The following is a 23,284-nucleotide window of genomic DNA, read 5'->3' on the forward strand; positions in this document are numbered from 1 at the left end:
GCCCTGGAAACGGCCTCCGATCAGGGCCGGAGACGAGCGTTCGCGGGGGCGAGACAAGGGTCCAGACGGGTGGACCGCGCGGAGCGCGCCGCCGCGATCGCGCCGGTCGTCTCGGGCTCGGTCACCGGCGGGAGCGTCGCCGCGGCGAGGGCGGTCCGGGCCGGCGCTGCGTCGGGTTGGCTCAGCCGCGCGAGCTGGTAGGCGGCGATCACCGCGACGACCCCGACGAGGCCGGCCATCCGCAGCGCCCAGGGGAGGGGGCTCGCGGTCCGGCCCGACCGGGCACGCGCCACCCGCGCGACGGACGGACCGGCCTGAGCGCCGAGCGCGGCTTCCGCGGCCCGGCGCTTGCCGAAGGTCGTCCGGCTCCGATCGTCGGGGATCTGCATGGATAGCGGTCTCCGCCGGCCGAGGACCGGGTTCGGTTCGGGGCGCAACGGGGGATCGGGGGCGGGCCCTCCGCACGCCGGACCATCGGGGAACACAGTTAACCGATCGCTTACGGGTCGGCACCATCTCTCCTCAAAGTTGTGCCGGAATAAAACGTCGGCCGCCGCCTGCCTATCCCGAGACCTTCGGCGCTCTCCCCGAAACCGCGGCGACGTCCGCCAATATGCACGGCGCGCAAGGCAGCTCGTCTTCCAGGCTTTTGCAGCTGTCTAGGGCCGGTCCACCAGTGCGGACGCGCCGACTATTCCGGCACACGACCGTCTAGTCTTCATCTTTCGTTGACGAGATGTCCCTAGCCTGAGGAGGCTTGTTGCAGGAAAGCGACAGACCCGCCATCCGAGAGCGCCTAGAAGGCTGCCGGCTCAAGCTAACCCCAGGACCGAACACCATCATGAAGAAGCTTCTCCTCGCATCCACCGTCCTCGCCGGCATGACCGCCGCGGCGTCCGCCGCCGACCTGCCGCGTCGCGCCGCGCCGCCGCCGGTGTTCACCCCGGTGCCGGTGTTCACCTGGACCGGCTTCTACTTCGGTGTGAACGCCGGCTACGGCTTCGACGCCAGCAGCCGCAACACCAGCAACTACGCCCTGCCGGGCGGCTCGCTGATCAACTCCCCCGGCACCGCCGGCGTCGTCAGCGTCAACAACCGCAGCAACAACGACGGCTTCTCGGGCGGCGCCCAGATCGGCTACAACTACCAGTTCACCCCGGGCTCCGGCGTCGTGATCGGCTTCGAGGCCGACGCCCAGTACGTCGACTTCGCCCGCCGCGCCAACGCCACCCAGAACTACGCCTTCGGCGGCGCCCCGGGCATCGCCTTCGCCGCTCCGCGCGCCTTCGTCGCCACCAGCGGCAACGGCCTCGACTACTTCGGCACGGTGCGCGGCCGCCTCGGCTACGCCTTCGACCGCACTCTCGTGTACGGCACCGGCGGCTTCGCCTACGGCTCGGGCCAGGACGATCAGAACTTCTCCGGCAACCGCTTCCGCGACAGCTTCCGCACCGGCTGGGCCGCCGGCGGCGGCATCGAGTACGCCCTGCCGACCGACTCGTTCCTGAACTTCTTCCGCTCGAACGCCGTGACGCTCAAGGTCGAAGGCCTGTACGTCAGCCTCGACCGCCAGAAGAACGCCGCCGGTGGCGTGTTCTACGGCAACCTCCTGCCCCCGAACGGCACCGCCTACCTCAACGGCGCCGCCGCCAAGACCGAGTTCGCCGTCGTCCGCGCCGGCCTGAACTACAAGTTCGGCTCCTACTGAGATCGAACGCCGGAGCCGGCTTGGCCGGCTCCGCGCCTCGGAAGGGCCCGGCCGCAAGGCCGGGCCCTTTCGCGTTCCGGGGCCGCCGTTCGGCCGGTCCGGGTGCGACAGGGAGGGCCGGAACCGCGCGCGCCGCCCGCGATTGAGACCGCGGCGCCCCACGGGGACCCGGACAGGGCCTTCCACGCAGGGACCGGGCGCGCGGAGCGATCAGCCATGCGAAGCCGAATTCTTCTCCTGTCGCTCGCCGCCCTCGGCCTCGCGGGCGCACCGGCATCCGCGCAGGACGCCACCGTGATCGGCAAGGACACGATCCTGCCCGGCACGGGGCCGGGGACCTCGACGGACGGGAAAGGCGTCGGGAGGCTGATGGAGGCGGCGAGCGCCGAGGACGCCGCCAAGCGTCAGGGACTCAGGCCCGTCAGCTTCCTGACCACGAAGATGATCGGCGTGACGGTGCGCAACGCCGCGGGCGACAGCGTCGGCAAGATCGAGGACCTCCTCATCACCGATGGCGGGACGCTCAGGGCTGTGGTGATCGACGTCGGCGGCTTCCTGGGCCTCGGCAGCAAGCTCATCGCGGTCGAGCCGGGAGCCCTGGTGCTGCGGCCCGGCGGCGACCGGTTCTCGGCGGTCCTCAACATGGGCAAGGACGCGGTGGCGGCGGCCCAGCCCTTCGACCCGGCCAAGGTGATCCCGGCGCCCCGCTGAGCCGCGGCCGCGATCCATTGGCCGACGCGGCGGGGCCGCGTCGGCGCGCCTGTCTCGACGGCGTCAGATGTCGAGGTCGGCGCCCTCGGCGAAGGCCGCGCGCTCGCTGATGAAGGCGAAGCGGGCCTCGGGCTTGTTGCCCATCAGCCGCTCGACCGTGTCGCCCGTCGACTCCCGGGCCTCGTCCAGGACCGCGACGCGCAGGAGCGTGCGCTTCCTCGGGTCCATGGTGGTCTCCTTGAGCTGGGCCGGCATCATCTCGCCGAGGCCCTTGAACCGCCCGATCTCGACCTTGCCGCCCTTGAACACCGTCTTGATGATCCGCTCGCGATCGGCGTCATCCCGGGCATACGCCACCTTCGAGCCCTGCTGCAGCCGGTAGAGCGGCGGGATCGCGAGGTAGAGGTGTCCGCGGTCGATCAGCTTCGGCATCTGACGGTAGAAGAACGTGATCAGCAGCGAGGCGATGTGGGCGCCGTCCACGTCGGCGTCCGTCATGATGATCACCTTGTCGTAGCGCAGGTCCGTCTCGCGGAAGGCCGTTCCGGTGCCGCAGCCGAGCGCCAGGGTGAGATCCGAGATCAGCTGGTTGGCGCCGAGCTTGTCGCGGGAGGCCGAGGCGACGTTGAGGATCTTGCCGCGCAGCGGCAGGATCGCCTGGGTCGCCCGGTCGCGCGCCTGCTTGGCCGAGCCACCGGCGGAATCACCCTCGACGATGAAGATCTCCGAGCCCGCGGTGCCGGCCGCGGAACAGTCGGCGAGCTTGCCGGGCAGACGGAGCTTGCGGGTCGCGCTCTTGCGGGCGACCTCCTTCTCCTGGCGGCGGCGCAGGCGCTCCTCGGCCCGGTCGATCACCCAGTCGAGGAGCTTATTGGCCTGGGCCGGGGAGGCGGCGAGCCAGTGATCGAAGGCGTCGCGCACCGCCGTCTCGACGATGCGCTGGGCCTCCACGGTGGCGAGCTTGTCCTTGGTCTGCCCCTGGAACTCCGGCTCGCGGATGAAGACCGAGAGCATCGACGCGCAGGTCGCCATGACGTCGTCGGTGGTCACCGCCGTCATGCGCTTGGCCTGGTTCACCCGCTCGGCGTGCTCGCGCAGGCCGCGCAGCAGCGCCACCCGCAGGCCCGCCTCGTGGGTGCCGCCCTCGGGCGTCGGGATCGTGTTGCAGTAGGAGTGCGAGATCCCGTCCTCGGCGACCATCCAGGCCACCGCCCATTCGAGCGACCCGTGCGAGCCCGGCTTGGTGATCTTGCCGGAGAACATCGCCTCGGTGACGAGCTCCTTGCCGTCGATGTCGCGGGCGAGATAGTCGCGCAACCCGTCGGGGAAGCGGTGGACGGCCTCCGCCGGCACGTCCTCCAGCCCCTCGAGGAGGGCGGGGGCGCAGCGCCAGCGGATCTCGACGCCGCCGAACAGGTAGGCCTTCGAGCGCGCCATCTTGAACAGGCGGCGCGGGTCGAACTTCAGCGAGCCGAAGATCTGGGCGTCCGGGTGGAAGCGGACCCGGGTGCCGCGCCGGTTCTGGACCCGGCCGACCAGCTCCAGCGCCCCCTGCGCGTGACCGCGCGAGAAGGTCTGGCGGTAGAGGGTCTGGTTGCGCGCCACCTCGACCTCGAGCAGGTCGGAGAGCGCGTTCACCACCGAGATGCCGACGCCGTGCAGGCCGCCGGAGGTCTCGTAGACCTTCGAGTCGAACTTACCGCCGGCGTGCAGCGTGGTCATGATGACCTCCAGCGCCGACTTGCCGGGGAATTTCGGGTGCGGGTCGACCGGGATGCCGCGGCCGTTGTCGGTCACCACGAGGGCGCCGGATTCCTCCAGCTCCACCTCGATGAAGCTGGCATGGCCCGCCACCGCCTCGTCCATCGAGTTGTCGATCACCTCGGCGAAGAGGTGGTGCAGCGCCCGCTCGTCGGTGCCGCCGATATACATGCCGGGCCGGCGCCGGACGGGCTCCAGCCCCTCCAGCACCTCGATGTCGGAGGCGGTGTAGCCGCCCTCGGGCTCGGCGGCCGCGAGCGTCGCCACGGAGGCCGAGGCGTCCAGGCGCCGCCGCGGCTCGGGCGGGCGGGCCGCGGCGCCCTTGCCGCCCGGCCCGAACAGGTCCCGCGCCGGATCGCTCACGCGCGGCCTCCGCGCGCGCGGCGCGTCGGCCGGCTCGGGGTCGCGCAGACGGGTGTTGGGTCGTGGAGCATGCGCCTTCATCCCCGCATGATAGCGGAACAAACCATAAACATCAAAGCCGCTCGCCCTGCGGCGAAGCGGTCGCATCATCGCATGCTGCGCCGCCGCGAGCGAGGGCCGCGGCGGTATCGGGACGCCGGTCCGCGGGGCGGTCCGTCATCACGACGTTGCACAACAATGGGTTAAGGCTTTCTCGTGACCCGACGGCCCGGCATCCACAGGCGACGCCCGGAACAGAACGGGCCGATCGACGTTGATGGCGGAGATAAATCTTGACCGTGGTCAGGGAGCCGCAGTCCATGAGCGACGCCGCGATCGAGGCCCGCCGCCTCACGCTGATCCGATTCGAGCACGCGGCCGGCGCCGCCTTCGGCTGCGATGACGACGCGGCCGTCGTGCCGGCCGGGCGGGCGCTGGTCAATGCCACCACGATCACCTTGGCGACCTTTGCGACCGCGGTCGCGGCGACCATCACCTATCTGGTCTGATCCCGATCGCTGACCGCACCCCGCGGTGAGAGGGCGGCAACGCTGCCTCACCCGCGTCTCTGCGAGCGGAGCGAAGCAACCCAGTCGGCGCACGGTCGAAAGCCTCGCGCTGCACTGGATTGCTCCGCTCCGCTCGCAAGGACGGGCGGACTCGCCGGCCTACCTCGTCCTCGTCCACGAACGCTTCAGCCCGCGCCCGACGTCTTCGCCGCAGCCTTCTTGGCCGCCGGCTTCTTGGTGGCGGTCTTCTTCGCCGCCGGCTTGTCGCCGCTCGACGCCCGCGCCGAACTCTTCCGGACCGCGCCGCGCTTCGCCGGCTTGCCGCCACCCGCGGCGCGCTTGGCGTTCACCAGGGCGACCGCCTCCTCCAGCGTCAGCGCCTCGGCGCTCATCGTCTTCGGCAGCGTGGCGTTGACTTCCCCGTCCGTGACGTAGGGACCGTACTTGCCGGCCTTGACCACGAGGTCGCGGCCGCTGGCCTCGTCCTTACCGAGCGGCCGGCCCGGATCGGCGGCCGGGCGGCCTCGGCCGCCGCCCTGCTCCTTGGCGACGATCAGGTCGATGGCGCGGTTAGCCCCGATCTCCAGCACGTCGTCGTCCTTGCCGAGATTGGCGTAGGTCTTCCCGTGCTGCACGTACGGACCGAACCGGCCGAGATTGGCCAGGATCGGCTCGCCGGTCTCGGGGTGGCGCGCGACCTCGCGGGGCAGCGCCAGCAGGGCCAGCGCCTTGTTCAGATCCACGTCCGAGGGGCTGAGTCCCTTGGGCAGCGACGAGCGCTTCGGCTTCTCCGCGCCCTTCTCGGCGGAGGCCTCGCCGAGCTGCAGGAACGGCCCGAACCGGCCGTCGCGCAGCGTCACCGGCAGGCCGGTCGCAGGATCGTCGCCCAGCACCCGGACGCCCGGCTGGCCGCCCTCGGCCGAGGAGCCCTCTCCCTCGCCGTCGACGCCCGAGGCGGAGAGCTGGCGGGTGTACTTGCACTCCGGGTAGTTCGAGCAGCCGATGAAGGCGCCGAACTTGCCGAGCTTCAGCGAGAGCTGGCCGGACCCGCAGGTCGGGCAGGTGCGCGGGTTCGAGCCGTCACCCTTGTCGGGGAAGATGTGCGGCCCGAGGAGGCCGTTCAGCGCCTCCAGCACGTCGGTGACGCGCAGCTCCTTGGTCTCGCCGATCGCCGCGGAGAAGTCGCGCCAGAAGTCGCGCAGCACCGCCCGCCAGTCGATCTCGGCGTTGGAGACGCGGTCGAGCTGCTCCTCGAGGCCGGCAGTGAAATCGTACTCGACGTAGCGCCGGAAGAAGCTCTCCAGGAAGCCCGTGACGAGCCGTCCCTTGTCCTCCGGCTGCAGCCGCTTCTTCTCGATCTTGACGTACTCGCGATCGCGCAGGGTCTGCAGCACGGCCGCGTAGGTGGACGGACGGCCGATGCCGAGCTCCTCCATGCGCTTCACGAGGCTCGCCTCGGAGTAGCGCGGCGGCGGCTCGGTGAAGTGCTGGGTCGAGCTGATCCGCTCGCGGTCGAGGGGATCGCCAGCCTTCATGGGCGGCAGGCGGCGGCTCTCCTCGTCCTCCTCGTCGTCCTTGCCCTCCTGATACAGGGCCAGGAAGCCGTCGAACTTCACCACCTGGCCGGTGGCGCGCAGGTCGATCCTGCGCGGCCCGACCTGCGCCGTGACGTCCACGGTGGTCCGCTCCAGCTCGGCCGATTCCATCTGGCTCGCCATGGTGCGGGTCCAGATCAGCTCGTAGAGCCGGGCCTGCTCTGGCTCCAGATGGCGCGCCACCGCCTTGGGCAGGCGGCCCATGTCGGTGGGGCGCACCGCCTCGTGGGCCTCCTGGGCGTTCTTGGCCTTGACGCTGTACTTGCGCGGCACGTCCGGCACGTAGCGGTCGCCGAACTCCTTGCCGATCACCCGGCGGGCGTCCTGGATCGCCTCCGGCGCCATGTCGACGCCGTCGGTCCGCATGTAGGTGATGATGCCGACCGTCTCGCCGCCGATATCGACGCCCTCGTAGAGGCGCTGGGCGACCCGCATGGTCTGGGCCGGCGCCATCCCGAGTTTTCGCGATGCCTCCTGCTGGAGGGTCGAGGTGGTGAAGGGCGGCTGCGGGTGGCGCTTGGCGGGCTTGGCCTCGACGCTCGCCACCTGGAAGGTCGCGAGTTCAAGGTCGCGCTTGAAGGCGGCGGCCTCCTCGCCGGTGCCGACGTCGAGGCGCTGGATGCGCTTGCCGTCGGCGCCGACGAGGCGGGCCTCGAAGGTCGCGCCGTCGGCGGTCGTCAGCGTCGCGATGAGCGTCCAGTACTCGCGCGGCTTGAACCGCTCGATCTCCATCTCGCGCTCGACGACGAGGCGGAGCGCCACGGACTGCACGCGCCCGGCCGAGCGGGCGCCCGGCAGCTTGCGCCACAGGACCGGCGAGAGGTTGAAGCCCACGAGGTAGTCGAGCGCCCGGCGCGCCAGGTAGGCGTCGACCAGCGCCTGGTCGATCTCCCGCGGCTTGCGCATCGCCTGCTCGACCGACGCCTTGGTGATGGCGTTGAAGGTCACGCGCTCGACCGGGATGCCCTTGAGCGCCTTGCGGGCGGTCAGCGCCTCGAGGACGTGCCAGGAGATCGCCTCGCCCTCGCGGTCGGGGTCGGTGGCGAGGATCAGCTTGTCGGCGCCCTTGACCGCCTTGGCGATCTCCGAGACCCGGCTCGCCCCGCGGTCAGCCAGCTCCCAGACCATGTGGAAGTCCTGCTCGGGATCCACCGAGCCGTCCTTGGGCGGCAGGTCGCGGATATGCCCGAAGGAGGCGATGACTTCATAGTCGCGGCCGAGATACTTATTGATCGTCTTGGCTTTGGCCGGCGACTCGACGACGACGACTTTCATTCAGACCTCTGCCCCTGACGGAGCCTGGGCGCGACGGACGAATTCTGTTCGAGATTCGCGTGGGACGTATGCCCGCCGTCGGGCCGGGGCCGCGCGCCGGGCACAAGTGGGTCACGGGCGGCGGGTTGTCAAATCGCGAGTCCGCGCAAGCCTCGCCCGAGGGACTCGTCGTATGCCGCGCGAGCGGCTTATATGAACGGGGCGCGATGGCGGTCACCTACGATCCGGCCAAGCGCAGTCGGACCCGCGCGGAACGCGGGCTCGACTTCGAGGATGCGGCACTGGTGTTTGCGGGCCGGACGTTCACGTTCGAGGATGTCCGTCAGGACTACGGCGAGATCCGTCTCGTCACGGTCGGCCTCCTGGCCGGCCGCATGGTCATCGTGATCTGGACGCCTCGGGACCAGGACCACCATGTTTTCTCGATGAGGAAGGCCAATGCCAGGGAGCAGAAGCGCTACGCACCGCTCATCCGCTGAGGCCCCGGTGAAGAGCGACCTCGTCAAGATGGACGCGCACGCGATCACGTCGGAGGAGTACGACGAGATCCCCGAGCTGACGGATGCGATGCTCGAGCGCGCCGACTTCTATTCCGGCGACCGGTTCGTGCGGCGCGGGCCACCCGACATGGCCCCTGGAATGGCTGACGGACCGGACACGATCCGTCTCCTTCCGGACGTGGCCGCGCATTTCCGCGCTCAGGGGCCCGGCTGGCAGGCCCGCGTCAATGCCGTCCTGATGGAGGCGGTCGAACGCGAGCGCGGGGAGACGCCGCGCTGAGCCGTCAGATTCCCGCGTACCACTCGTAGCCGCGATCCTCCCAGTAGCCGCCGCCGCCCTGGCCGATGCCTTCGAGCGACTCCACCATCTCGACCCGCATCACGTACTTGGCCTGCTTGTAGCCGAGCTGGCGCTCGACCCGCAGGCGCAGGGGCGCGCCGTTCGAGACCGGCAGCGGCTTGCCGTTGAGGTCGTAGGCCAGGATCGTCTGCGGGTTGACGGCGTCGTAGAGGTCGATGCTCTCGTAGTAGCGGATCGGTATCCCAGTCGCCTCGGGCTCCGGGGCCGGGCTGCCCTGGCCCCAATCGTCCTTGGGCGCGTCGGTGGCGGTGGCCGGGCCGCCCCAATCGTCGGCGGCGGCGAGCTGGATATAGGCCTCGCGAACCGCGCCCGGATGGGTCGGGCGCCGCAGGGACGCCCCCTGGCCGCGCCCCTTGCCCCCGCCCTTGGGCCCGGCCTCGAACTCCAGCGTGTCGGCGCAGTGGAACACCGCGTAGCGCGCCTGCGGCTTCAGCCCGGCCTTCTTCAGCACCTCGGCGAGCGGCACGCCGCTCCACTGCCCGATGCAGCTCCAGCCCTCCACGCAGTCGTGGCGGGTGATCTGGGTGCGCGAGGGCAGGGCGCGCAGGTCCACGAGGCTGAGCGCGAGCGGCGTCTGGACCAGCCCGTCCACCGTCAGCTTGAAGTCCGAGAATGTCCGCGCCGCCAGCGCCCGGTAGGCGCGGTCCGGCGGGTCGATGGTGCCGTTCGGCTTGAACCAGGGCGAGATCATCGAGGCCGGGAATTCCCGGGCCAGGGTCGCGGGCGACATCAGCAGGCGCTGGACGTATTCGTTGGCGTCCTCGCCGACCTGGAGGGTGCGCTGCCCCGTCCCGGTCCCGGCGAACCGGTCGCAGCCGCCGAGGAGCGCGGTGCCCATCAGGCCGGCGCCCGCGGTGAGGAGCTTGCGGCGGTGGAGGATCATCGGGCGGGTTCCTTCTCGGGACGGCCGAGGCTGAACCAGCCGGTGAGCATGCCGCGCATGTTGTTGACGAGGCCGGAGACGATCACGAGCAGCACGTGGACCACCACGAACAGCACGATCAGCCCGGCCGCGATGAAGTGGACGCTGCGCGCCGATTGCCGGCCGCCGAACAGCTCGGTGAGCCAGGGCCACGCGGCGTCCATCCCCGGCGACATGGCGAGGCCGGCGAGCACCATCGCGGGCAGCAGGCCCAGCACGAGGACGAGGTAGGTCAGCTTCTGGATGACGTTGTAGCGCTTGGCCTCCGTACCCTCGGGGAAGCGCAGGAGCAGGTGCTCCTTCACGGAGCCGCCGAAATCGCGGATCTGGTCGCCGTCCGGGATCAGGCGGCGGCGGAGCTGGCCGGAGAACAGGCCGTAGAGGAGGTAGACCGCGCCGTTGATCACCAGGAGCCACGCGAACAGGAAGTGCCAGCGTCGCCCGGTCGCGAGGTCCTGATCGGCCGGCAGGGTCGCCCAGGACGGGAAGGCGCGCTCCACCTCGGTGCCGCCCTCCTTCGAGAGGCCGAGCACCCCGGTGGTTTCGAGGCTGTGGGAGCCGACCGTCACGACGCCGCGGCTCGTGCCGTCGCTTCCCTGCTCGCTGGTGATGGCGAGCGCCGGGCTGTCGAAGGTCGAGACCGACCCCCAGTAGAGGGCCGGGTGGGCGTTGAAGATCTGCAGGCCGCTCATCAGCAGCACCAGCAGCACGGCGGCGTTGATCCAGTGCGCCAGCCGGATCACCAGCGGATGGCGGTAGAACCAGCGGCGCCCGTGCCGGTCGACGGTCTCGGGGGCTTCGAGGGCAGGGGAGGCGGCCAAGCGTCTGGATCCCGGGCGTGCGGCGCGGAGCCGGGAAGCGTCTGCTTTCCGACCGTTCGGGCGAATACGTGGGGCAGGACTCCTCGGTTACCATCCGCCGGGAAAAAGGCCGCAGCCGCCTCTCGGAGTAGGACCGCGCCAATCGGCGCACGCGGTTGATGACGGACCGCGACGCGCCCCCTCTCCCGCGCGGGAGAGGGGACCCGCGCATCATCCTGCCGACGGACAGACAGCCCGGGCCTCGAACCCGTGGTGCCCGCAGGCCCTGACGAAGTGACCGTCATGACTGAGCCGGGATGAGCGCCGAACAGCCTTGCCCGCCGGGCGCGTCGCACCTACACCCGGGCCTCATCATGACGAGCCCCGCGCCCCCGGCCTTCCCGCACCGGCACCTCCTCGGCATCGAGGGCCTGACCCGGCCCGACATCGAGGCCCTGCTCGACGCCGCCGATTCCGCCGTCGACATCTCGCGGCAGGTGGAGAAGAAGCGCACGACCCTGCGGGGCCGCACGCAGATCAACCTGTTCTTCGAGCCCTCGACACGGACGCAATCGTCCTTCGAGCTCGCCGGCAAGCGGCTCGGCGCCGACGTGATGAACATGTCGGTCGCCTCGTCCTCGGTGAAGAAGGGCGAGACCCTGATCGACACCGCCGCGACGCTCAACGCCATGCGGCCCGACATCATCGTGGTCCGCCACGAATCGGCCGGCGCCGTGCACCTGCTCGCCCGCAAGGTCGATTGCGCGGTGGTCAATGCCGGCGACGGCGCCCACGAGCACCCGACCCAGGCGCTCCTCGACGCGCTCACCATCCGCCGCAACAAGGGCCGGATCGAGGGCCTGCAGGTGGCGATCTGCGGCGACGTCCTGCACTCGCGGGTGGCGCGCTCGAACATCATCCTGCTGCAGGCGATGGGCGCGCGGGTCCGCCTGATCGCGCCCTCGACGCTGCTGCCCGCCGGCATCGAGCGCTTCGGCGTCGAGACCTTCACGGACATGCGCAAGGGCCTCGTCGGCTGCGACATCGTGATGATGCTGCGCCTCCAGCGCGAGCGCATGAACGGCTCGTTCGTGCCCTCCGTGAAGGAGTACTTTCGGTATTTCGGCCTCGACGGCGAGAAGCTGGCGCTGGCCAAGCCCGACGCCCTGGTGATGCACCCGGGCCCGATGAACCGGGGCGTCGAGATTTCCTCGGAGATCGCCGACGGGGCGCAGTCGCTGATCCGCGAGCAGGTCGAGATGGGTGTCGCCGTGCGCATGGCGGTGCTGGAAGCGCTCGCCCGACACCTGCCGAACGAGTGAGCCGCGGACAAAGCCCGCCCGCCTTCACCGGCCCGGCTTGCCCGCGGGCCGGCCGTAGCGCAGTTTCCTGCCGAAATCCGGCCTCAACCCCGCGACGAGACCGGCCCACCATGCAGATCGCTTCATGACCGCCTACACGCTCGCCGACCTCGCCGCCCTGGTGGCGAGCCGTGCCGGGACCGATCCCGCCACCTCCTACACCGCCAAGCTCCTGTCGGAAGGCCCCGCCAAGGCGGCCAAGAAGCTCGGCGAGGAGGCGGTGGAGGCGGCGATCGCGGCCGTGCAGGGCGACAAGACCGGGCTTCGGAACGAGGCCGCGGACGTGCTCTACCACCTCGTGGTGCTGCTCCGGGCCGGCGGCGTGGAGCTGGACGCCGTGATGGCGGAGCTCGAGCGGCGCACCGCCCAGAGCGGCATCGCCGAGAAGGCCGCGAGGCGCCCCGCGTGAACGCGGCCGCGCTGCCCGGCACGGTCGAGGCGATCCTCGAAGCGTCGGACCGGCTCTCGCCCTATCGCCGCTTCAGCCGCGAGGAATGGGCGCAGCTCCGCGCCGACACGCCGCTCACCCTCAAGCAGGAGGATCTGGAGCGGCTGCAATCGATCAACGACCCGATCTCGGTGGAGGAGGTCGAGGCGATCTACCTGCCGCTGTCGCGGCTGCTCGCCCTCTACGTCGCGGCGACGCAGGGGCTGTTCAAGGCGACGCAGCGCTTCCTGCTGGCCGAGCGCGAGACCAAGGCGCCCTACATCATCGGGCTCGCCGGGTCGGTGGCGGTCGGCAAGTCGACCACGGCCCGCATCCTGACCGCCCTGCTGGCGCGCTGGCCCAACACCCCGAAGGTCGACCTCGTCACCACCGACGGGTTCCTGCTGCCCAACGCCGAGCTCGCCGCCAACGGCCTGATGGAGCGCAAGGGGTTCCCGGAGAGCTACGACACCGCCGCGCTGCTGCGCTTCCTCCACGACGTGAAGGCCGGCCACAAGCGCGTGACCGCGCCGCTCTACTCGCACCTCGTCTACGACCGGGTGCCCGGGGAGGAGCGGGTGGTGGAGAGCCCCGACATCCTGATCGTCGAGGGCCTGAACGTGCTCCAGCCCGCCCGCCTGCCGCGGGACGGGACCGCGATCCCGTTCGTGTCCGACTTCTTCGATTTCTCGATCTATCTCGACGGCCACGAGGACGACCTGCACCGCTGGTACGTCACCCGCTTCATGAAGCTGCGGCAGACGGCGTTCCGCGACCCGCGCTCGTACTTCCGGAAATATGCCGAGATCCCCGAGGCGGAGGCGCTCGACATCGCCGACCGGCTCTGGACCACGATCAACCTGCCGAACCTGCGCGAGAACATCGTGCCGACCCGCCAGCGGGCGAGCCTGATCCTGACCAAGGGCGCGAGCCACCGGATCGAGAGCGTGGCCCTGCGGCGGTTGTGAACCGATGCAAGACGATCGCGCGATCGGCTCGCCTGAAGAGCCAACCTCCGTCATCACGCGCGACGCGAAGTGACCCAGGGCAGCGCGACGTTCTGGGGCGACGTTCGGGGGCATGTCGCCGACCCTGGATTGCTTCGCTTCGCTCGCGAGGACGTGAACGACCGAGCCCAGGCGCGTCACGCGAACGGGAACTCGGCCTCCGCCACGTACGGACCGCCGCCGGTCGAGTCCCGTGCCGAGAACAGCGTCACCCGGTCCGCAATGTAGCTCAGCGGCGCGAAGACCGGCGCCTGCGACAGGTACATCGCCGTCGCCTCCGGCGTCGCGTCGCGCCGCAGCCGGGCCAGGGTGACGTGCGGGGTGAACTTCCGCCGCTCCGGTTCGACCCCGGCGCGGCGCACGAGCCGCTCCTGCTCGGCCTGGAGATCCGTCAGCCCCGCCTCCGGCACCACCGACGCGTAGAGCGCCCGCGGCCTGTCGCCACCGAAGATGCCGAGGCCGTCGAGCGTCACCGTCAGGGCCGGGCGCGCCCGCATCTCGGACAGCGCCTCGACGACGTCGTCGGCCACGGTCGCCTCGACGTCGCCGAGGAAGCGCAGGGTGACGTGGAAGTCGCCGGGCTCGATCCAGCGCGCGCCCGGCAGCCCGCCCTGGTAGGCCCTCAGCGCGTCGGCGATCGCGAGCGGCACGGCGAGGCCGGTGAACAGGCGCGGCACTACCGCGACGCCCCCTGCCGGAGGCCTCCCACGAACGTCTCCACGGTCGGGAGCATGCGGGCCGCGATGGTCTCCACGCCCTGCCGGTTCGGGTGGAGCATGTCGTCGAGGTGCTGCGCCCGGTCGCCGATGATCCCGTCGAGGAAGAACGGGTAGAGGGTCAGGTCAAAGCGCTTGGCGAGAGCCGGGTAGATCGCGTCGAACCGGGCCTTGTAGTCCGGCCCGAGATTGGGCGCGGCCTGCATGCCGGCGAGCAGGACCGGGATGCCCCGGGCCTTCAGCCGCTCGATGATCGCCGACAGCGCGCCCTCGGTGACCTTTGGGTCGGTGCCGCGCAGCATGTCGTTGGCGCCGAGTTCGAGGATCACGCCCGCGGTCCCGTCCGGGACCGACCAGTCGACCCGGTCCAGGCCGCCCGTGGCGGTGTCGCCGGAGACGCCGGCATTGGCCACCGTCACGTCCGCGCCCTTGGCCTTGAGCAGGCGCTCCAGCACGGTGGGGAAGGCGGCGTCGGCCGGAAGCCTGTAGCCGGCGGTGAGGCTGTCGCCGAGGGCGACGAGCTTGATCGGGCCGCCCGGGGCGGCCTGAAGAGCTGTCATGAAAGGGACCATGAGGAGCGCTAGCGCTGCGGCAAACAGGGTTGTGCGCCGGAACACGCCGCGTCCGTCATGGCGCGGCCCCAATGCGGAACCCATATCGCGGTGCAACCGCGGCCCGTACAGCCAAGATCGACCCCACGTGAGGACCTCGCGCGCCATGCTCGTCATCGCCCACAGATCGGCTCACCGGTGAGCCACGGCAAGGTGCTGCGCGAGCCCGCGATCGCGCTGTCGGACATCGATCTCAGCCTCGGGCGCGGCGCGGCCCGCGTCCACGTCCTGCGCGGCATCTCGCTGACCGTCGACCGCGGCGAGGCGGTGGGCCTCGTCGGCCCGTCCGGCTCCGGCAAGTCGACGCTGCTGATGGTCATGGCCGGTCTGGAGCGGCCCGACTCCGGCGGCGTCGTCATCGAGGACACCGACCTTGTCCGCCTGGACGAGGACGCGCTCGCCCGGTTCCGCGGCCGGCGGATCGGCATCGTGTTCCAGTCCTTCCACCTCGTGCCGACCATGACGGCCCTGGAGAACGTGGCGCTGCCGCTGGAACTCGCCGACCGGCCCGGGGCCCTGGATCGCGCCCGGACCGAGCTGGAGGCGGTCGGCCTCGGCCACCGGCTGCACCATTACCCGGCGCAGCTCTCGGGCGGCGAGCAGCAGCGCGTCGCCATCGCCCGGGCGGTCGCCCCCGACCCGGCGATCCTGGTGGCCGACGAGCCCACCGGTAACCTCGACGAGGCCACCGGCCGCCAGATCGTCGACCTGCTGTTCCGGCTGAAGCGGGACCGCGGCGCGACGCTGGTCCTCGTCACCCACGACAACGGCCTCGCGCGCCTGTGCGACCGCACCGTGCGCCTGCGCTCGGGGCGGATCGAGGAGGCGGTGACCGCCTGATGCACGGCACGCTCGCCCGCCCCGACCCCGCGCCCCGGCGCGTCCCGCTCACCCTGCGCCTCGCGCTCCGCGAGCTGCGGGCCGGCCTCAACGGCTTCGCGGTGTTCCTCGCCTGCATCGCGCTGGGTGTCACGGCCATCGCGGGCGTGGCGTCGATCTCGCGCTCGCTCTCGGACGGGCTCGGCCGCGAGGGCCGGCGCATCCTCGGCGGCGACCTCGCCTACAACCTGATCAACCGCGAGGCGGCCGACGCGGAGAAGCAGGCCCTCGCGCGCGAAGGCCGCCTCGACATCGTCGCCTCCCTGCGGGCCATGGCGGTCGCGCCGGGCGGCGACGCGGCCCTCGTGGAGCTGAAGGCCGTCGATCCCGCCACCTACCCGGCCGCGGGCGACCTCGCCACCGACCCGCCGGGCCGCCTCGCCGACCTGCTGGCGGCGCGCGACGGGGTGCCGGGGGCGCTCGCCGACCAGGCCCTGCTCACCCGCCTCGACGTCAAGGTCGGGGACCGGATCACGCTCGCCGGGCACGATGTGGCGCTCCGCGGCACCATCGTGTCGGAGCCCGACAAGATCGCCGGCGGCATCGGCTTCGGGCCGCGGCTGATGGTCTCCGAGCCGACGCTCCGGGCCACCGGCCTCGTCCAGCCCGGCAGCCTCAACCGCTGGAGCTACCGCCTCGTCCTGCCGGCCGGCACGCCCGATGCCGACCTCGACGCCGCGCAGGCCCGGATCCGCGCCGCGACGCCCGAGGCCGGCTGGGAGATCCGCTCGCGCACCAACGCCGACCCGCGCTTCGCCAAGAGCATCGAGCGGTTCACGCAGTTCCTGACCCTGGTGGGGCTGACCGCGCTGATCGTCGGCGGCGTCGGGGTCGGCAACGCCGTCCACGCCTTCGTGGAGCGCAAGCGGCCCTCGATCGCGACCCTCAAGAGCGTGGGCGCGCCGGGCTCGCAGGTGGTCGCCCTGTACCTGACGCAGGTGATGCTCATCGCCGGGCTGGGTACCGGGATCGGCCTCGCGATCGGCGCGAGCCTGCCCTTCCTCCTCGACGCGCTGTTCTCCGCCGACCTGCCGCTGCCGCTCAATCCCACGCTCGCGCCGGGGGAGCTCGCGCTCGCAGCCGCCTACGGGCTGATCACCGCCTTCGCCTTCGCGATCACGCCGCTCGGCCGCGCGCACGACGTGCCGGTCTCCGGCCTGTTCCGCGACACGGTCGACCCGGCCCGGGTCAGGCCGCGCTGGCGCTACCGGATCTGGCTGGGCCTCAGCCTCGCCGCCCTGGTCGGCCTGTCGGTGGCGACCGCCTTCGACCGGCGCGTGGCGCTGATCTTCATCGCGGCCGCGACCATCGCGTTCGGCCTGCTCCACGGGGTGGCGCTCGGGCTGATGGCGGCGGCCCGCCGGCTCCCGCACCCGCGCTGGCCGGCGCCCCGGATGGCGCTCGCCAATCTCCACCGGCCGGGCGCGCTGACGCCCGCCATCGTCCTGTCGCTGGGCCTCGGCGTGACGCTCCTCGTGACGCTCAGCCTGATCGACGCCAATGTCCGCCGCACGATCAGCGCGACCCTGCCGGCCCGGGCGCCGAATCTCTTCTTCCTGGATGTCCCCTCGCGGGACGCCGCCCAGTTCCGCGAGTTCCTGGCGCGCTCGGCGCCCAACGGCAAGGTCGAGGACGTGCCGATGATGCGCGGCCGGATCGTCGCCCTGAACGGCGTGCCGGCGAGCAAGATCCGGCCGCCGGAGGACGCCGCCTGGGTGCTCGACGGCGACCGGGGCATCACCTACGCCGACACGGTGCCGGAGGGCTCCAGCCTCACCGAGGGGGCGTGGTGGAGCCCCGAGCAGGGTGCCAAGCCGCTCGTCTCCTTCGAGGCCGACCTCGCCCGCCAGCTCGGGCTGAAGCTCGGCGACACCGTGACGGTGAACGTCCTCGGCCGCGACCTCACCGCGACGATCTTCAACCTGCGCCGGGTGGAGTGGCGCAACCTCGGCATCAACTTCGTGATGGTGTTCTCGCCCGGCACCTTTCGGGGCGCGCCGCACTCGGACCTCGCCACCCTGACCCTGCCCGGCGGCACCGACGCGGCCACCGAGAACCACATCCTGCGGGATGTCGCCAAAACCTTCCCGTCGGTGAGCGCCGTCCGGGTCAAGGACGCGCTGGACGCCATCGGCGACCTCGTCGGCCGGCTGGTCCTGGCGATCCGCGGGGCGAGCGCGGTCGCCGTCCTGGCGAGCCTGTTCGTGCTGGCGGGCGCCATCGCGGCCGGGCACCGCGCGCGGCTCTACGACGCCGTGGTGCTGAAAGTCCTCGGCGCGAGCCGGGCCCGGCTGCTCACCGCCTACGCGATCGAGTATGCGGCGCTCGGTCTCGCCACGGCGCTGTTCGGCCTCGCGGCCGGCACGCTCGCCGGCTGGGTGATCGTCGCCAAGGTGATGCACCTCGACTTCCGGCTCGACCTGTCGGGGGCGCTTGTGGCGGCGCTCGCCGCCGTGGCCCTGGCGATCCTGCTCGGGCTCGCCGGCACGTGGCGGATCCTGGGGCAGAAGCCCGCGCCGTATCTCCGGCAGATCTGAAGCGCGCGGGCGCCCGGAACCGCCCCGGCCCGGGCGGCCGACCTCGGCGCCAGGACCGCCACCGCGGCGTTCGGGACATGACGGTCTCGCGATGGCCGGTTCCCGAGGAGCCGTGCCGGACATCCCGGCGGCGCGTTGGCCTGTGTTCGCGGGTCTCGCGAGCGGCTTCGCCTCGCCGAGCAGGAGCTCCGCGATCAGGAAAGCGACGCTCCGGACCCGATAATCACCGTCGCGCGTCCGGAGCCTCCGCTCCGGACAGACAGCCGACACGACGCGACAGGTCTCGCCGTCCTGCCGCAGACCGGCCTTGTAGGCGCCGAAGCCGGTCCAGCTCCGGTGGACGCGGAGATGAAGGCCGTCGAGATCGACAAATCACTTGTCCTCCATCACGTCGGGAGGCAGGCCCTCGGCACAGCTCGGCGAGATGTGCGCGGTCGAAGGAAGCCCGACCGGGAATCGGCACCGTCGCGCCGGAGGGAGGCGCCGCAATCGTCGGGCCCCGCGCTCACGGGTCCCCACGCCCCGCCGTCTCCGCGGCGCGCGCGCAGCCTTCCGCCGAATCGGGGGCGACCATCGCGAGGACCGCTTCGCCGAACCGCGTCCGCGCGCCGGGATCGAGCTGGCGCAGATGGACTCCGACCAGCACCAGCAGCCGCTCCGTTTCCCGCTCGATCGTCCGCCGGTCGACAGGTCCGCGGTGATCGGGACCGAAGAACGCCTCGACCGGCAAATCGAGGGACTGCGCGATCCTGTCGAGCGCGCGCGATGAGGAGGATTCCGCCTTCCGGTCGGCAATCTTGCGCAGAAATTCGAGCCCATTCTCATCCATGGCGGTCCCTCGAACTTCTGGCGACCGAGGATGATTTCCCAGCCGCGACAAGGGGTGCCCGGATGAAGGGGTATTCGCAAGTGAACTCTTTGTCATTCCGGCAGAAGATTGGTACGGGGCTAGACATTCGGATTTCGAGTGGCCGGGGGGACCATCCGCCATGCGCATCAACGTCATCGATGGCTACGCGGAGAACGTCGACCGTCTCCGCGCGGCTCTCGAAGCCTCGTGCGTTGTGGGCGCCTGGGAGTGGGACCATGTCCGCGGCGTGGTCGTCTACGACGCGGGCGCGGCCCGCCTGCTGACCGGGAATCCTGACCTCGCCGATCGTCCGATCAACGGACCGATGGCCCTGGCCGCGGTGCATCCCGAGGACATGACGTGGCTCATGGACCACATGCTCCGGGCCGTCTGGTCCGGCGGGCTGGTGCTGGCCGAGTACCGCGTGTTCAAGCCGGACGGCTCCGTGCGCTGGCTCCTGAGCCGGGGGCGGACCCACCGGGACGAGGATGGCCAGCCGCAGCGCTCGCACGGCATCCTGATGGACATCACGGAGATCCGGGACGGCGGCGACCGCTACGTGCTCGGCAAGCCGGTGGCGGGCGGCGACGCGCTGGAGCGGGCGGCGGATCTCGCCCTCGCGCTCAGGGAGACGCTCACCGACGATGCGCCCGCGGAGGTGCGTGCCGCCGCCGAGCTGATGCTGATACGTCTGGGCCGCGCGCTCGCCCGCAGGATGACGCACTGAGCCGCCGCTCCGGTTCGAGCCGCCCGAGGCCGCCTCTCGGAACGGCCCAGATCCCGCGCGCGCGAAACCGGATTTCGGAGTCCGCGGATCGCCCGCGCAGCCTCGAACGCGCCGCGCCGCGCCGGTCCGCACCGGAAAATTCCCGGCGCGCGCGGGCGCGCGTGGCATAAGGAAGCCGTTAAGACTTTGCGCAGGCGCGTCGAAACGGCTGGATCCCGGCAACCGTCAGTCGAACACACCGGCGACGGAGCGGAATGCATTTTAATCCCGGCCCAGATGGACAAAAATACATCCGCCGGACACGGAAAAGCGGCCCTGCAACCGTGGCCGGGGACTTGTGTCTCGGCGGCCGGCGCAACATATTCCCGATCGAGGCGCCAGCCTGGCGCCAGAGGTCCTGCGTGGGCCTCGCCCGAACACCACGCTGAGAGAGCCTCCGCAAGGAAACTCCCATGGCATTCGAGAACAGTCCCTTCCGGTACGGCGCCCAGCAGCCGACCGGCTACGCCGGCACCCAGGTCGAAGTCGACCAGGGCCTGCGCACCTTCATGCTCGGCGTCTACAACAACATGGTCGTCGGGCTCGGCATCTCGGGTCTCGTCGCGCTCGGCCTGAACATGGCCTCCGTGGCGGCCTACCAGGGCACCCGCCCGGTCCTGACCCCCTTCGGTCAGACCCTCTACCTCAGCCCGCTGAAGTGGGTCCTGATGCTCGCCCCGCTGGCGTTCATCTTCGTCTTCTCCATGCGGATGGATCGGATGTCGGCCTCCTCCGCGCGGACGATGTTCTGGGCCTTCGCGGCGGTGATGGGCGCCTCGATGTCCTCGCTCCTGCTGGTCTTCACCGGCGGCAGCGTGGTGCAGGTGTTCTTCATCACGGCGGCGGCCTTCGGCTCGCTCAGCCTGTGGGGCTACACCACCCGGCGCAGCCTCTCCGGCATGGGCTCGTTCCTGATGATGGGCCTGATCGGCATCATCCTCGCGTCGCTGGTGAACATCTTCTTCGCTTCGTCGGCCCTCCAGTTCGCTATCTCGGTGCTGGGCGTGCTGATCTTCGCGGGGCTGACCGCCTACGACACCCAGAAGCTCAAGGAGATGTATCTCTACGGCGGCTTCGACGGCGAGATGGCGGCCAAGATGTCGGTGAACGGCGCCCTGACGCTCTATCTCGACTTCATCAACATGTTCCAGTTCCTGCTGAGCCTGATCGGCGACCGCCGCTGAGCCAGCGAGACTGAGCGTTGAGAGAGACTCCGGCGGGCAACCGCCGGGGTCTCTTTTTGTCTGGCCGCCGCGGGCGGATGCGCTAGGCTCGGGCCATGCCCGCAATCTCCGGCCTCTCCGCCTTCCCGATCACCCCGAGCGACGCCGACGGCCGCGTCGACGCCGACGCGCTGCGCCGGCTGCTGGAGCCGCTGGCGGCCGCCGGGGTCGATTCGATCGGGCTCCTCGGCAGCACCGGCACCTACGCGTATCTGAGCCGGGACGAGCGGCGCCGGGCGGTGGCGATCGCCGCCGAGGCCGTGGGCGGGCGGGTGCCGCTCCTCGTCGGCATCGGCGCCCTGCGCACCGACGACGCCGTCCGCCTCGCGCAGGACGCGCGGGCGGCCGGCGCGGATGCCGGGCTCCTCGCCCCGGTCTCCTACACGCCGCTGACCGAGGCCGAGGTCGAGGCGCATTTCGCCGCCGTGGCGGAGGCGGGCGGCCTGCCCCTCGTCCTCTACGACAACCCCGCGACCACGCATTTCCGCTTCACGCCGGCGCTGATCGGCCGGATCGCCCGCCTGCCCGGCGTCATCGCCGCCAAATGCGCGGCGCCGGAGGCGGCGCAGGCCGCGTCCGGCGTGGCGGCCCTGCGGGAGGCCGCCCCGGCGGGCTTCCCCGTCGGCTTCAGCGGCGACTGGAACGTGACCGAGGCGCTCATCGCCGGCGGCGCGGCGTGGTTCAGCGTGGCGGGCGGGCTGTTCCCCCGAACCTGCCTGGCGATCGTCCGGGCCGTCGCGGCGGGCGAGACGGAGCGGGCCCGCGCCCTCAACGCGGAGCTGGAGCCCCTCTGGACATTGTTCCGGACGCATTCGAGCCTGCGGGTGGTCTACGCGCTGACCGATCTCATGGGCCGGTGCCGCGCCGAGCCGCCGCGGCCGATCCGTCCCCTGGCGCCGGAGGTGGTGGCCGAGATCGCCGCGACCGTCCGGGGCCTGTCCCTCTCCTGAGCGAGCGCGCCGCTCCCGTCACCCCGAGGCGGCGCCGCGCTCAGACCGCCTTCGGCGCCGGCTCCAGCACGGCGAGCACCCGGACGAGCTCGGTGCCGCGCTTCAGGATCTGGCCGCTCGCGGCGATGACCGCGTAGGCCCCCTGGCGGCGGGCGAGCTTGGGATCCTTCTCGATCCGGTAGAGCGGCATCTCGGAGGAGCGCCGGTAGATCGAGAACACCGCCTTGTCGCGGCGGAAATCGAGGGCGTAGTCGCGCCACTCGCCCGCGGCGACCTGCCGGCCGTAGAGGTTGAAGATCGTGCGGAGCTCGTCCCGGTTGAAAGCGATCTGGGGAGGGGCCGCGCGGGTTGGGAAGGGGATGACATGGCCCGCCGCCTCGTCGGGCCTCGACCCGGCGCTCGTCCTCTCGGTCATCACGGCTCCCGTGCGTCAATGCTTTGCCGGATGATGGGCTTCGCCGCTGCGGCCCGCAAGGGTGGCGGTCGGGGCGGCGGCAGCCGTGTCCCGCGAGACACGCCCAAGCGACAAAAAACACGGTTTGGCCCGATTCACGCCTTTTGCAGGCCGCGTTGCAGCGCGACAACAGGCATCGAACCTCGCCGGGTTCTGCCCGGTCGGCGACCGACACCCAGCTCCCCAGCCATCGGCCGCCGCACGGGATCCCAGGATCCGGCACTCCGAGGTTTCGAGACCCAAGACTTCAGGCCGCCCCTCGGGCGGCCTTTTTTCTGTTTCCCGTCGGGCCGGGGTTGCGGCTATGCCAGCCGCACCATGGGCTCCCCCGCCTTCGACGCCGCCTTCCTGCACGACCTCGACGCGCTGTTCGCGTGGCGCCGCGACGTGCGACGGTTCCGGACCGACCCGGTGGACGAGGCGTGCCTGCGCGCCTGCCTCGCGGCGGCCCACAGGGCGCCCTCGGTCGGCAACAGCCGGCCCTGGCGCTTCGTGCGCGTCTCGGATCCGGAGCGGCGCCGTGCGGTCGCGGAGAACTTCGCCGGCTGCAACGACGCCGCGGCCGCGAGCTACGCGGCGGACCGGGCCGCGCAGTACCGCAACCTGAAGCTCGCCGGCCTGCGCGAGGCGCCGGTGCATCTCGCCGCCTTCTGTGACGCGGCCACCGAGACCGGCCTCGGCCTCGGGCGGGCCAGCATGCCGGAGACCCTGGCCTACTCGGTGGTGGGGGCCGTGCAGTGCTTCTGGCTCGCCGCCCGGGCCCGCGGCCTCGGCGTCGGCTGGGTCTCGATCCTGGAGCCGGACGCGGTCACGGCGATCCTGGCCGTACCGGGGACGTGGCGGCTCGTGGCCTATCTCTGCGTCGGGTACCCGGTGGAGGAGCATCTCGACCCGGAGCTGGAGCGCCACGGCTGGCAGCCGGAGGACCGGCGCGGCAGCGAGCTCCACGAGCGCTGAGC

At 71.4% G+C, this 23,284-nt stretch carries 23 protein-coding genes; 14 read left to right on the top strand and 9 right to left on the bottom strand.

Features of this window, described 5'->3' with window-relative positions; all coding sequences use genetic code 11:
* Nucleotides 1–20 precede the first annotated feature (20 nt).
* The gene (locus tag MOTC310_RS21415; protein ID WP_331303212.1) at nt 21–389 is read right to left on the bottom strand and encodes a hypothetical protein; all 369 of its coding nucleotides are present in this window, start codon (nt 387–389) and stop codon (nt 21–23) included.
* A 452-nt stretch (nt 390–841) separates the two neighbouring features.
* Between MOTC310_RS21415 and MOTC310_RS21420 the strand changes: the two genes are divergently transcribed.
* Complete coding sequence (locus MOTC310_RS21420; RefSeq protein WP_331303213.1) at nt 842–1,708, top strand: outer membrane protein; 867 nt, start codon at nt 842–844, stop codon at nt 1,706–1,708.
* Nucleotides 1,709–1,924: 216 nt separating this feature from the next.
* The gene (locus MOTC310_RS21425) at nt 1,925–2,419 is read left to right on the top strand and encodes a PRC-barrel domain-containing protein (RefSeq protein WP_331303214.1); all 495 of its coding nucleotides are present in this window, start codon (nt 1,925–1,927) and stop codon (nt 2,417–2,419) included.
* Nucleotides 2,420–2,482: 63 nt separating this feature from the next.
* On the opposite strand, the gene parE is transcribed toward MOTC310_RS21425, so the two are convergent.
* On the bottom strand, nt 2,483–4,543 hold the full coding sequence (parE, locus tag MOTC310_RS21430; RefSeq protein WP_331303215.1) for a DNA topoisomerase IV subunit B: 2,061 nt from the start codon (nt 4,541–4,543) through the stop codon (nt 2,483–2,485).
* A 359-nt stretch (nt 4,544–4,902) separates the two neighbouring features.
* On the opposite strand from parE, the gene MOTC310_RS21435 reads away from it, so the two are divergent.
* Entirely contained in the window at nt 4,903–5,091 is a 189-nt protein-coding gene (locus MOTC310_RS21435) for a hypothetical protein (RefSeq protein ID WP_331303216.1), read from the top strand.
* Between the two features lie 185 nt (nt 5,092–5,276).
* On the opposite strand, the gene topA is transcribed toward MOTC310_RS21435, so the two are convergent.
* Nucleotides 5,277–7,961: a type I DNA topoisomerase gene (gene topA, locus MOTC310_RS21440; RefSeq protein WP_331303217.1), complete on the bottom strand. Its 2,685-nt coding sequence runs from the start codon at nt 7,959–7,961 to the stop codon at nt 5,277–5,279.
* A 206-nt stretch (nt 7,962–8,167) separates the two neighbouring features.
* Here topA and MOTC310_RS21445 point away from each other — a divergent pair, with 206 nt between their 5' ends.
* Both MOTC310_RS21445 and MOTC310_RS21450 read left to right on the top strand, forming a co-directional pair.
* Nucleotides 8,168–8,440, top strand: coding sequence for a BrnT family toxin (locus tag MOTC310_RS21445; protein ID WP_331303218.1), 273 nt, complete (start codon nt 8,168–8,170; stop codon nt 8,438–8,440).
* Nucleotides 8,441–8,468: 28 nt separating this feature from the next.
* On the top strand, nt 8,469–8,741 hold the full coding sequence (locus tag MOTC310_RS21450) for a BrnA antitoxin family protein (RefSeq protein WP_331303219.1): 273 nt from the start codon (nt 8,469–8,471) through the stop codon (nt 8,739–8,741).
* Between the two features lie 4 nt (nt 8,742–8,745).
* Here MOTC310_RS21450 and MOTC310_RS21455 read toward each other — a convergent pair whose 3' ends face one another.
* Together MOTC310_RS21455 and MOTC310_RS21460 are read right to left on the bottom strand one after the other, a co-directional pair.
* Nucleotides 8,746–9,705: a molybdopterin-dependent oxidoreductase gene (locus MOTC310_RS21455; protein WP_331303220.1), complete on the bottom strand. Its 960-nt coding sequence runs from the start codon at nt 9,703–9,705 to the stop codon at nt 8,746–8,748.
* Nucleotides 9,702–10,565, bottom strand: coding sequence for a cytochrome b/b6 domain-containing protein (locus MOTC310_RS21460; RefSeq protein ID WP_331303221.1), 864 nt, complete (start codon nt 10,563–10,565; stop codon nt 9,702–9,704). Before MOTC310_RS21460 ends, MOTC310_RS21455 begins: the two co-directional genes overlap by 4 nt.
* A gap of 353 nt (nt 10,566–10,918) precedes the next feature.
* On the opposite strand from MOTC310_RS21460, the gene MOTC310_RS21465 reads away from it, so the two are divergent.
* From MOTC310_RS21465 to coaA, 3 genes are all read left to right on the top strand, one after another.
* A complete protein-coding gene (locus tag MOTC310_RS21465) occupies nt 10,919–11,866 on the top strand; it encodes an aspartate carbamoyltransferase catalytic subunit (protein ID WP_331290275.1) in 948 nt (315 codons plus the stop codon).
* 124 nt (nt 11,867–11,990) lie between these two features.
* Complete coding sequence (locus tag MOTC310_RS21470; RefSeq protein WP_024830843.1) at nt 11,991–12,314, top strand: phosphoribosyl-ATP diphosphatase; 324 nt, start codon at nt 11,991–11,993, stop codon at nt 12,312–12,314.
* A complete protein-coding gene (coaA, locus tag MOTC310_RS21475; RefSeq protein WP_331290273.1) occupies nt 12,311–13,300 on the top strand; it encodes a type I pantothenate kinase in 990 nt (329 codons plus the stop codon). Before MOTC310_RS21470 ends, coaA begins: the two co-directional genes overlap by 4 nt.
* A 176-nt stretch (nt 13,301–13,476) precedes the next feature.
* On the opposite strand, the gene thpR is transcribed toward coaA, so the two are convergent.
* On the bottom strand, nt 13,477–14,016 hold the full coding sequence (thpR, locus tag MOTC310_RS21480) for an RNA 2',3'-cyclic phosphodiesterase (protein ID WP_331303222.1): 540 nt from the start codon (nt 14,014–14,016) through the stop codon (nt 13,477–13,479).
* Nucleotides 14,016–14,627 carry an arylesterase gene (locus MOTC310_RS21485; protein WP_419539100.1) on the bottom strand — a complete coding sequence of 204 codons (612 nt, stop codon included), beginning with the start codon at nt 14,625–14,627 and terminating at the stop codon, nt 14,016–14,018. The genes thpR and MOTC310_RS21485 overlap by 1 nt, the downstream gene beginning before the upstream one ends.
* 177 nt (nt 14,628–14,804) lie before the next feature.
* Here MOTC310_RS21485 and MOTC310_RS21490 point away from each other — a divergent pair, with 177 nt between their 5' ends.
* Together MOTC310_RS21490 and MOTC310_RS21495 are read left to right on the top strand one after the other, a co-directional pair.
* Entirely contained in the window at nt 14,805–15,506 is a 702-nt protein-coding gene (locus MOTC310_RS21490; RefSeq protein WP_419539099.1) for an ABC transporter ATP-binding protein, read from the top strand.
* Entirely contained in the window at nt 15,506–18,082 is a 2,577-nt protein-coding gene (locus MOTC310_RS21495; RefSeq protein WP_331303223.1) for an ABC transporter permease, read from the top strand. Before MOTC310_RS21490 ends, MOTC310_RS21495 begins: the two co-directional genes overlap by 1 nt.
* 505 nt (nt 18,083–18,587) lie before the next feature.
* On the opposite strand, the gene MOTC310_RS21500 is transcribed toward MOTC310_RS21495, so the two are convergent.
* On the bottom strand, nt 18,588–18,962 hold the full coding sequence (locus MOTC310_RS21500) for a hypothetical protein (RefSeq protein WP_331303224.1): 375 nt from the start codon (nt 18,960–18,962) through the stop codon (nt 18,588–18,590).
* Between the two features lie 109 nt (nt 18,963–19,071).
* Between MOTC310_RS21500 and MOTC310_RS21505 the strand changes: the two genes are divergently transcribed.
* The 3 genes from MOTC310_RS21505 to MOTC310_RS21515 all read left to right on the top strand — a co-directional run bounded on the left by MOTC310_RS21505 (nt 19,072) and on the right by MOTC310_RS21515 (nt 21,871).
* A complete protein-coding gene (locus tag MOTC310_RS21505; protein ID WP_331290268.1) occupies nt 19,072–19,659 on the top strand; it encodes a PAS domain-containing protein in 588 nt (195 codons plus the stop codon).
* A gap of 452 nt (nt 19,660–20,111) precedes the next feature.
* Entirely contained in the window at nt 20,112–20,882 is a 771-nt protein-coding gene (locus MOTC310_RS21510; protein ID WP_331303225.1) for a Bax inhibitor-1/YccA family protein, read from the top strand.
* Nucleotides 20,883–20,977: 95 nt separating this feature from the next.
* Entirely contained in the window at nt 20,978–21,871 is an 894-nt protein-coding gene (locus tag MOTC310_RS21515) for a dihydrodipicolinate synthase family protein (protein WP_331303226.1), read from the top strand.
* A 40-nt stretch (nt 21,872–21,911) separates the two neighbouring features.
* Here the strand turns inward: MOTC310_RS21515 and MOTC310_RS21520 are convergent, their stop codons facing one another.
* Nucleotides 21,912–22,286, bottom strand: coding sequence for a DUF2794 domain-containing protein (locus MOTC310_RS21520; RefSeq protein WP_331291153.1), 375 nt, complete (start codon nt 22,284–22,286; stop codon nt 21,912–21,914).
* A 357-nt stretch (nt 22,287–22,643) separates the two neighbouring features.
* On the opposite strand from MOTC310_RS21520, the gene bluB reads away from it, so the two are divergent.
* Nucleotides 22,644–23,282, top strand: coding sequence for a 5,6-dimethylbenzimidazole synthase (gene bluB, locus MOTC310_RS21525; RefSeq protein ID WP_331303227.1), 639 nt, complete (start codon nt 22,644–22,646; stop codon nt 23,280–23,282).
* Nucleotides 23,283–23,284: the final 2 nt, after the last annotated feature.

Origin of the sequence: Methylobacterium oryzae (genome assembly GCF_036441375.1) — a bacterium.
Taxonomy (GTDB): domain Bacteria; phylum Pseudomonadota; class Alphaproteobacteria; order Rhizobiales; family Beijerinckiaceae; genus Methylobacterium; species Methylobacterium oryzae_A.

Bases quoted from the DNA above. Each gene is read 5' to 3' on its own strand.
- MOTC310_RS21415 (WP_331303212.1), bottom strand. From the start codon at position 389: ATGCAGATCCCCGACGATCGGAGCCGGACGACCTTCGGCAAGCGCCGG.
- MOTC310_RS21420 (WP_331303213.1), top strand. From the start codon at position 842: ATGAAGAAGCTTCTCCTCGCATCCACCGTCCTCGCCGGCATGACCGCC.
- MOTC310_RS21425 (WP_331303214.1), top strand. From the start codon at position 1,925: ATGCGAAGCCGAATTCTTCTCCTGTCGCTCGCCGCCCTCGGCCTCGCG.
- MOTC310_RS21435 (WP_331303216.1), top strand. From the start codon at position 4,903: ATGAGCGACGCCGCGATCGAGGCCCGCCGCCTCACGCTGATCCGATTC.
- topA (WP_331303217.1), bottom strand. From the start codon at position 7,961: ATGAAAGTCGTCGTCGTCGAGTCGCCGGCCAAAGCCAAGACGATCAAT.
- MOTC310_RS21445 (WP_331303218.1), top strand. From the start codon at position 8,168: ATGGCGGTCACCTACGATCCGGCCAAGCGCAGTCGGACCCGCGCGGAA.
- MOTC310_RS21450 (WP_331303219.1), top strand. From the start codon at position 8,469: ATGGACGCGCACGCGATCACGTCGGAGGAGTACGACGAGATCCCCGAG.
- MOTC310_RS21455 (WP_331303220.1), bottom strand. From the start codon at position 9,705: ATGATCCTCCACCGCCGCAAGCTCCTCACCGCGGGCGCCGGCCTGATG.
- MOTC310_RS21465 (WP_331290275.1), top strand. From the start codon at position 10,919: ATGACGAGCCCCGCGCCCCCGGCCTTCCCGCACCGGCACCTCCTCGGC.
- MOTC310_RS21470 (WP_024830843.1), top strand. From the start codon at position 11,991: ATGACCGCCTACACGCTCGCCGACCTCGCCGCCCTGGTGGCGAGCCGT.
- MOTC310_RS21485 (WP_419539100.1), bottom strand. From the start codon at position 14,627: ATGGTCCCTTTCATGACAGCTCTTCAGGCCGCCCCGGGCGGCCCGATC.
- MOTC310_RS21495 (WP_331303223.1), top strand. From the start codon at position 15,506: ATGCACGGCACGCTCGCCCGCCCCGACCCCGCGCCCCGGCGCGTCCCG.
- MOTC310_RS21505 (WP_331290268.1), top strand. From the start codon at position 19,072: ATGCGCATCAACGTCATCGATGGCTACGCGGAGAACGTCGACCGTCTC.
- MOTC310_RS21510 (WP_331303225.1), top strand. From the start codon at position 20,112: ATGGCATTCGAGAACAGTCCCTTCCGGTACGGCGCCCAGCAGCCGACC.
- MOTC310_RS21515 (WP_331303226.1), top strand. From the start codon at position 20,978: ATGCCCGCAATCTCCGGCCTCTCCGCCTTCCCGATCACCCCGAGCGAC.
- MOTC310_RS21520 (WP_331291153.1), bottom strand. From the start codon at position 22,286: ATGACCGAGAGGACGAGCGCCGGGTCGAGGCCCGACGAGGCGGCGGGC.
- bluB (WP_331303227.1), top strand. From the start codon at position 22,644: ATGGGCTCCCCCGCCTTCGACGCCGCCTTCCTGCACGACCTCGACGCG.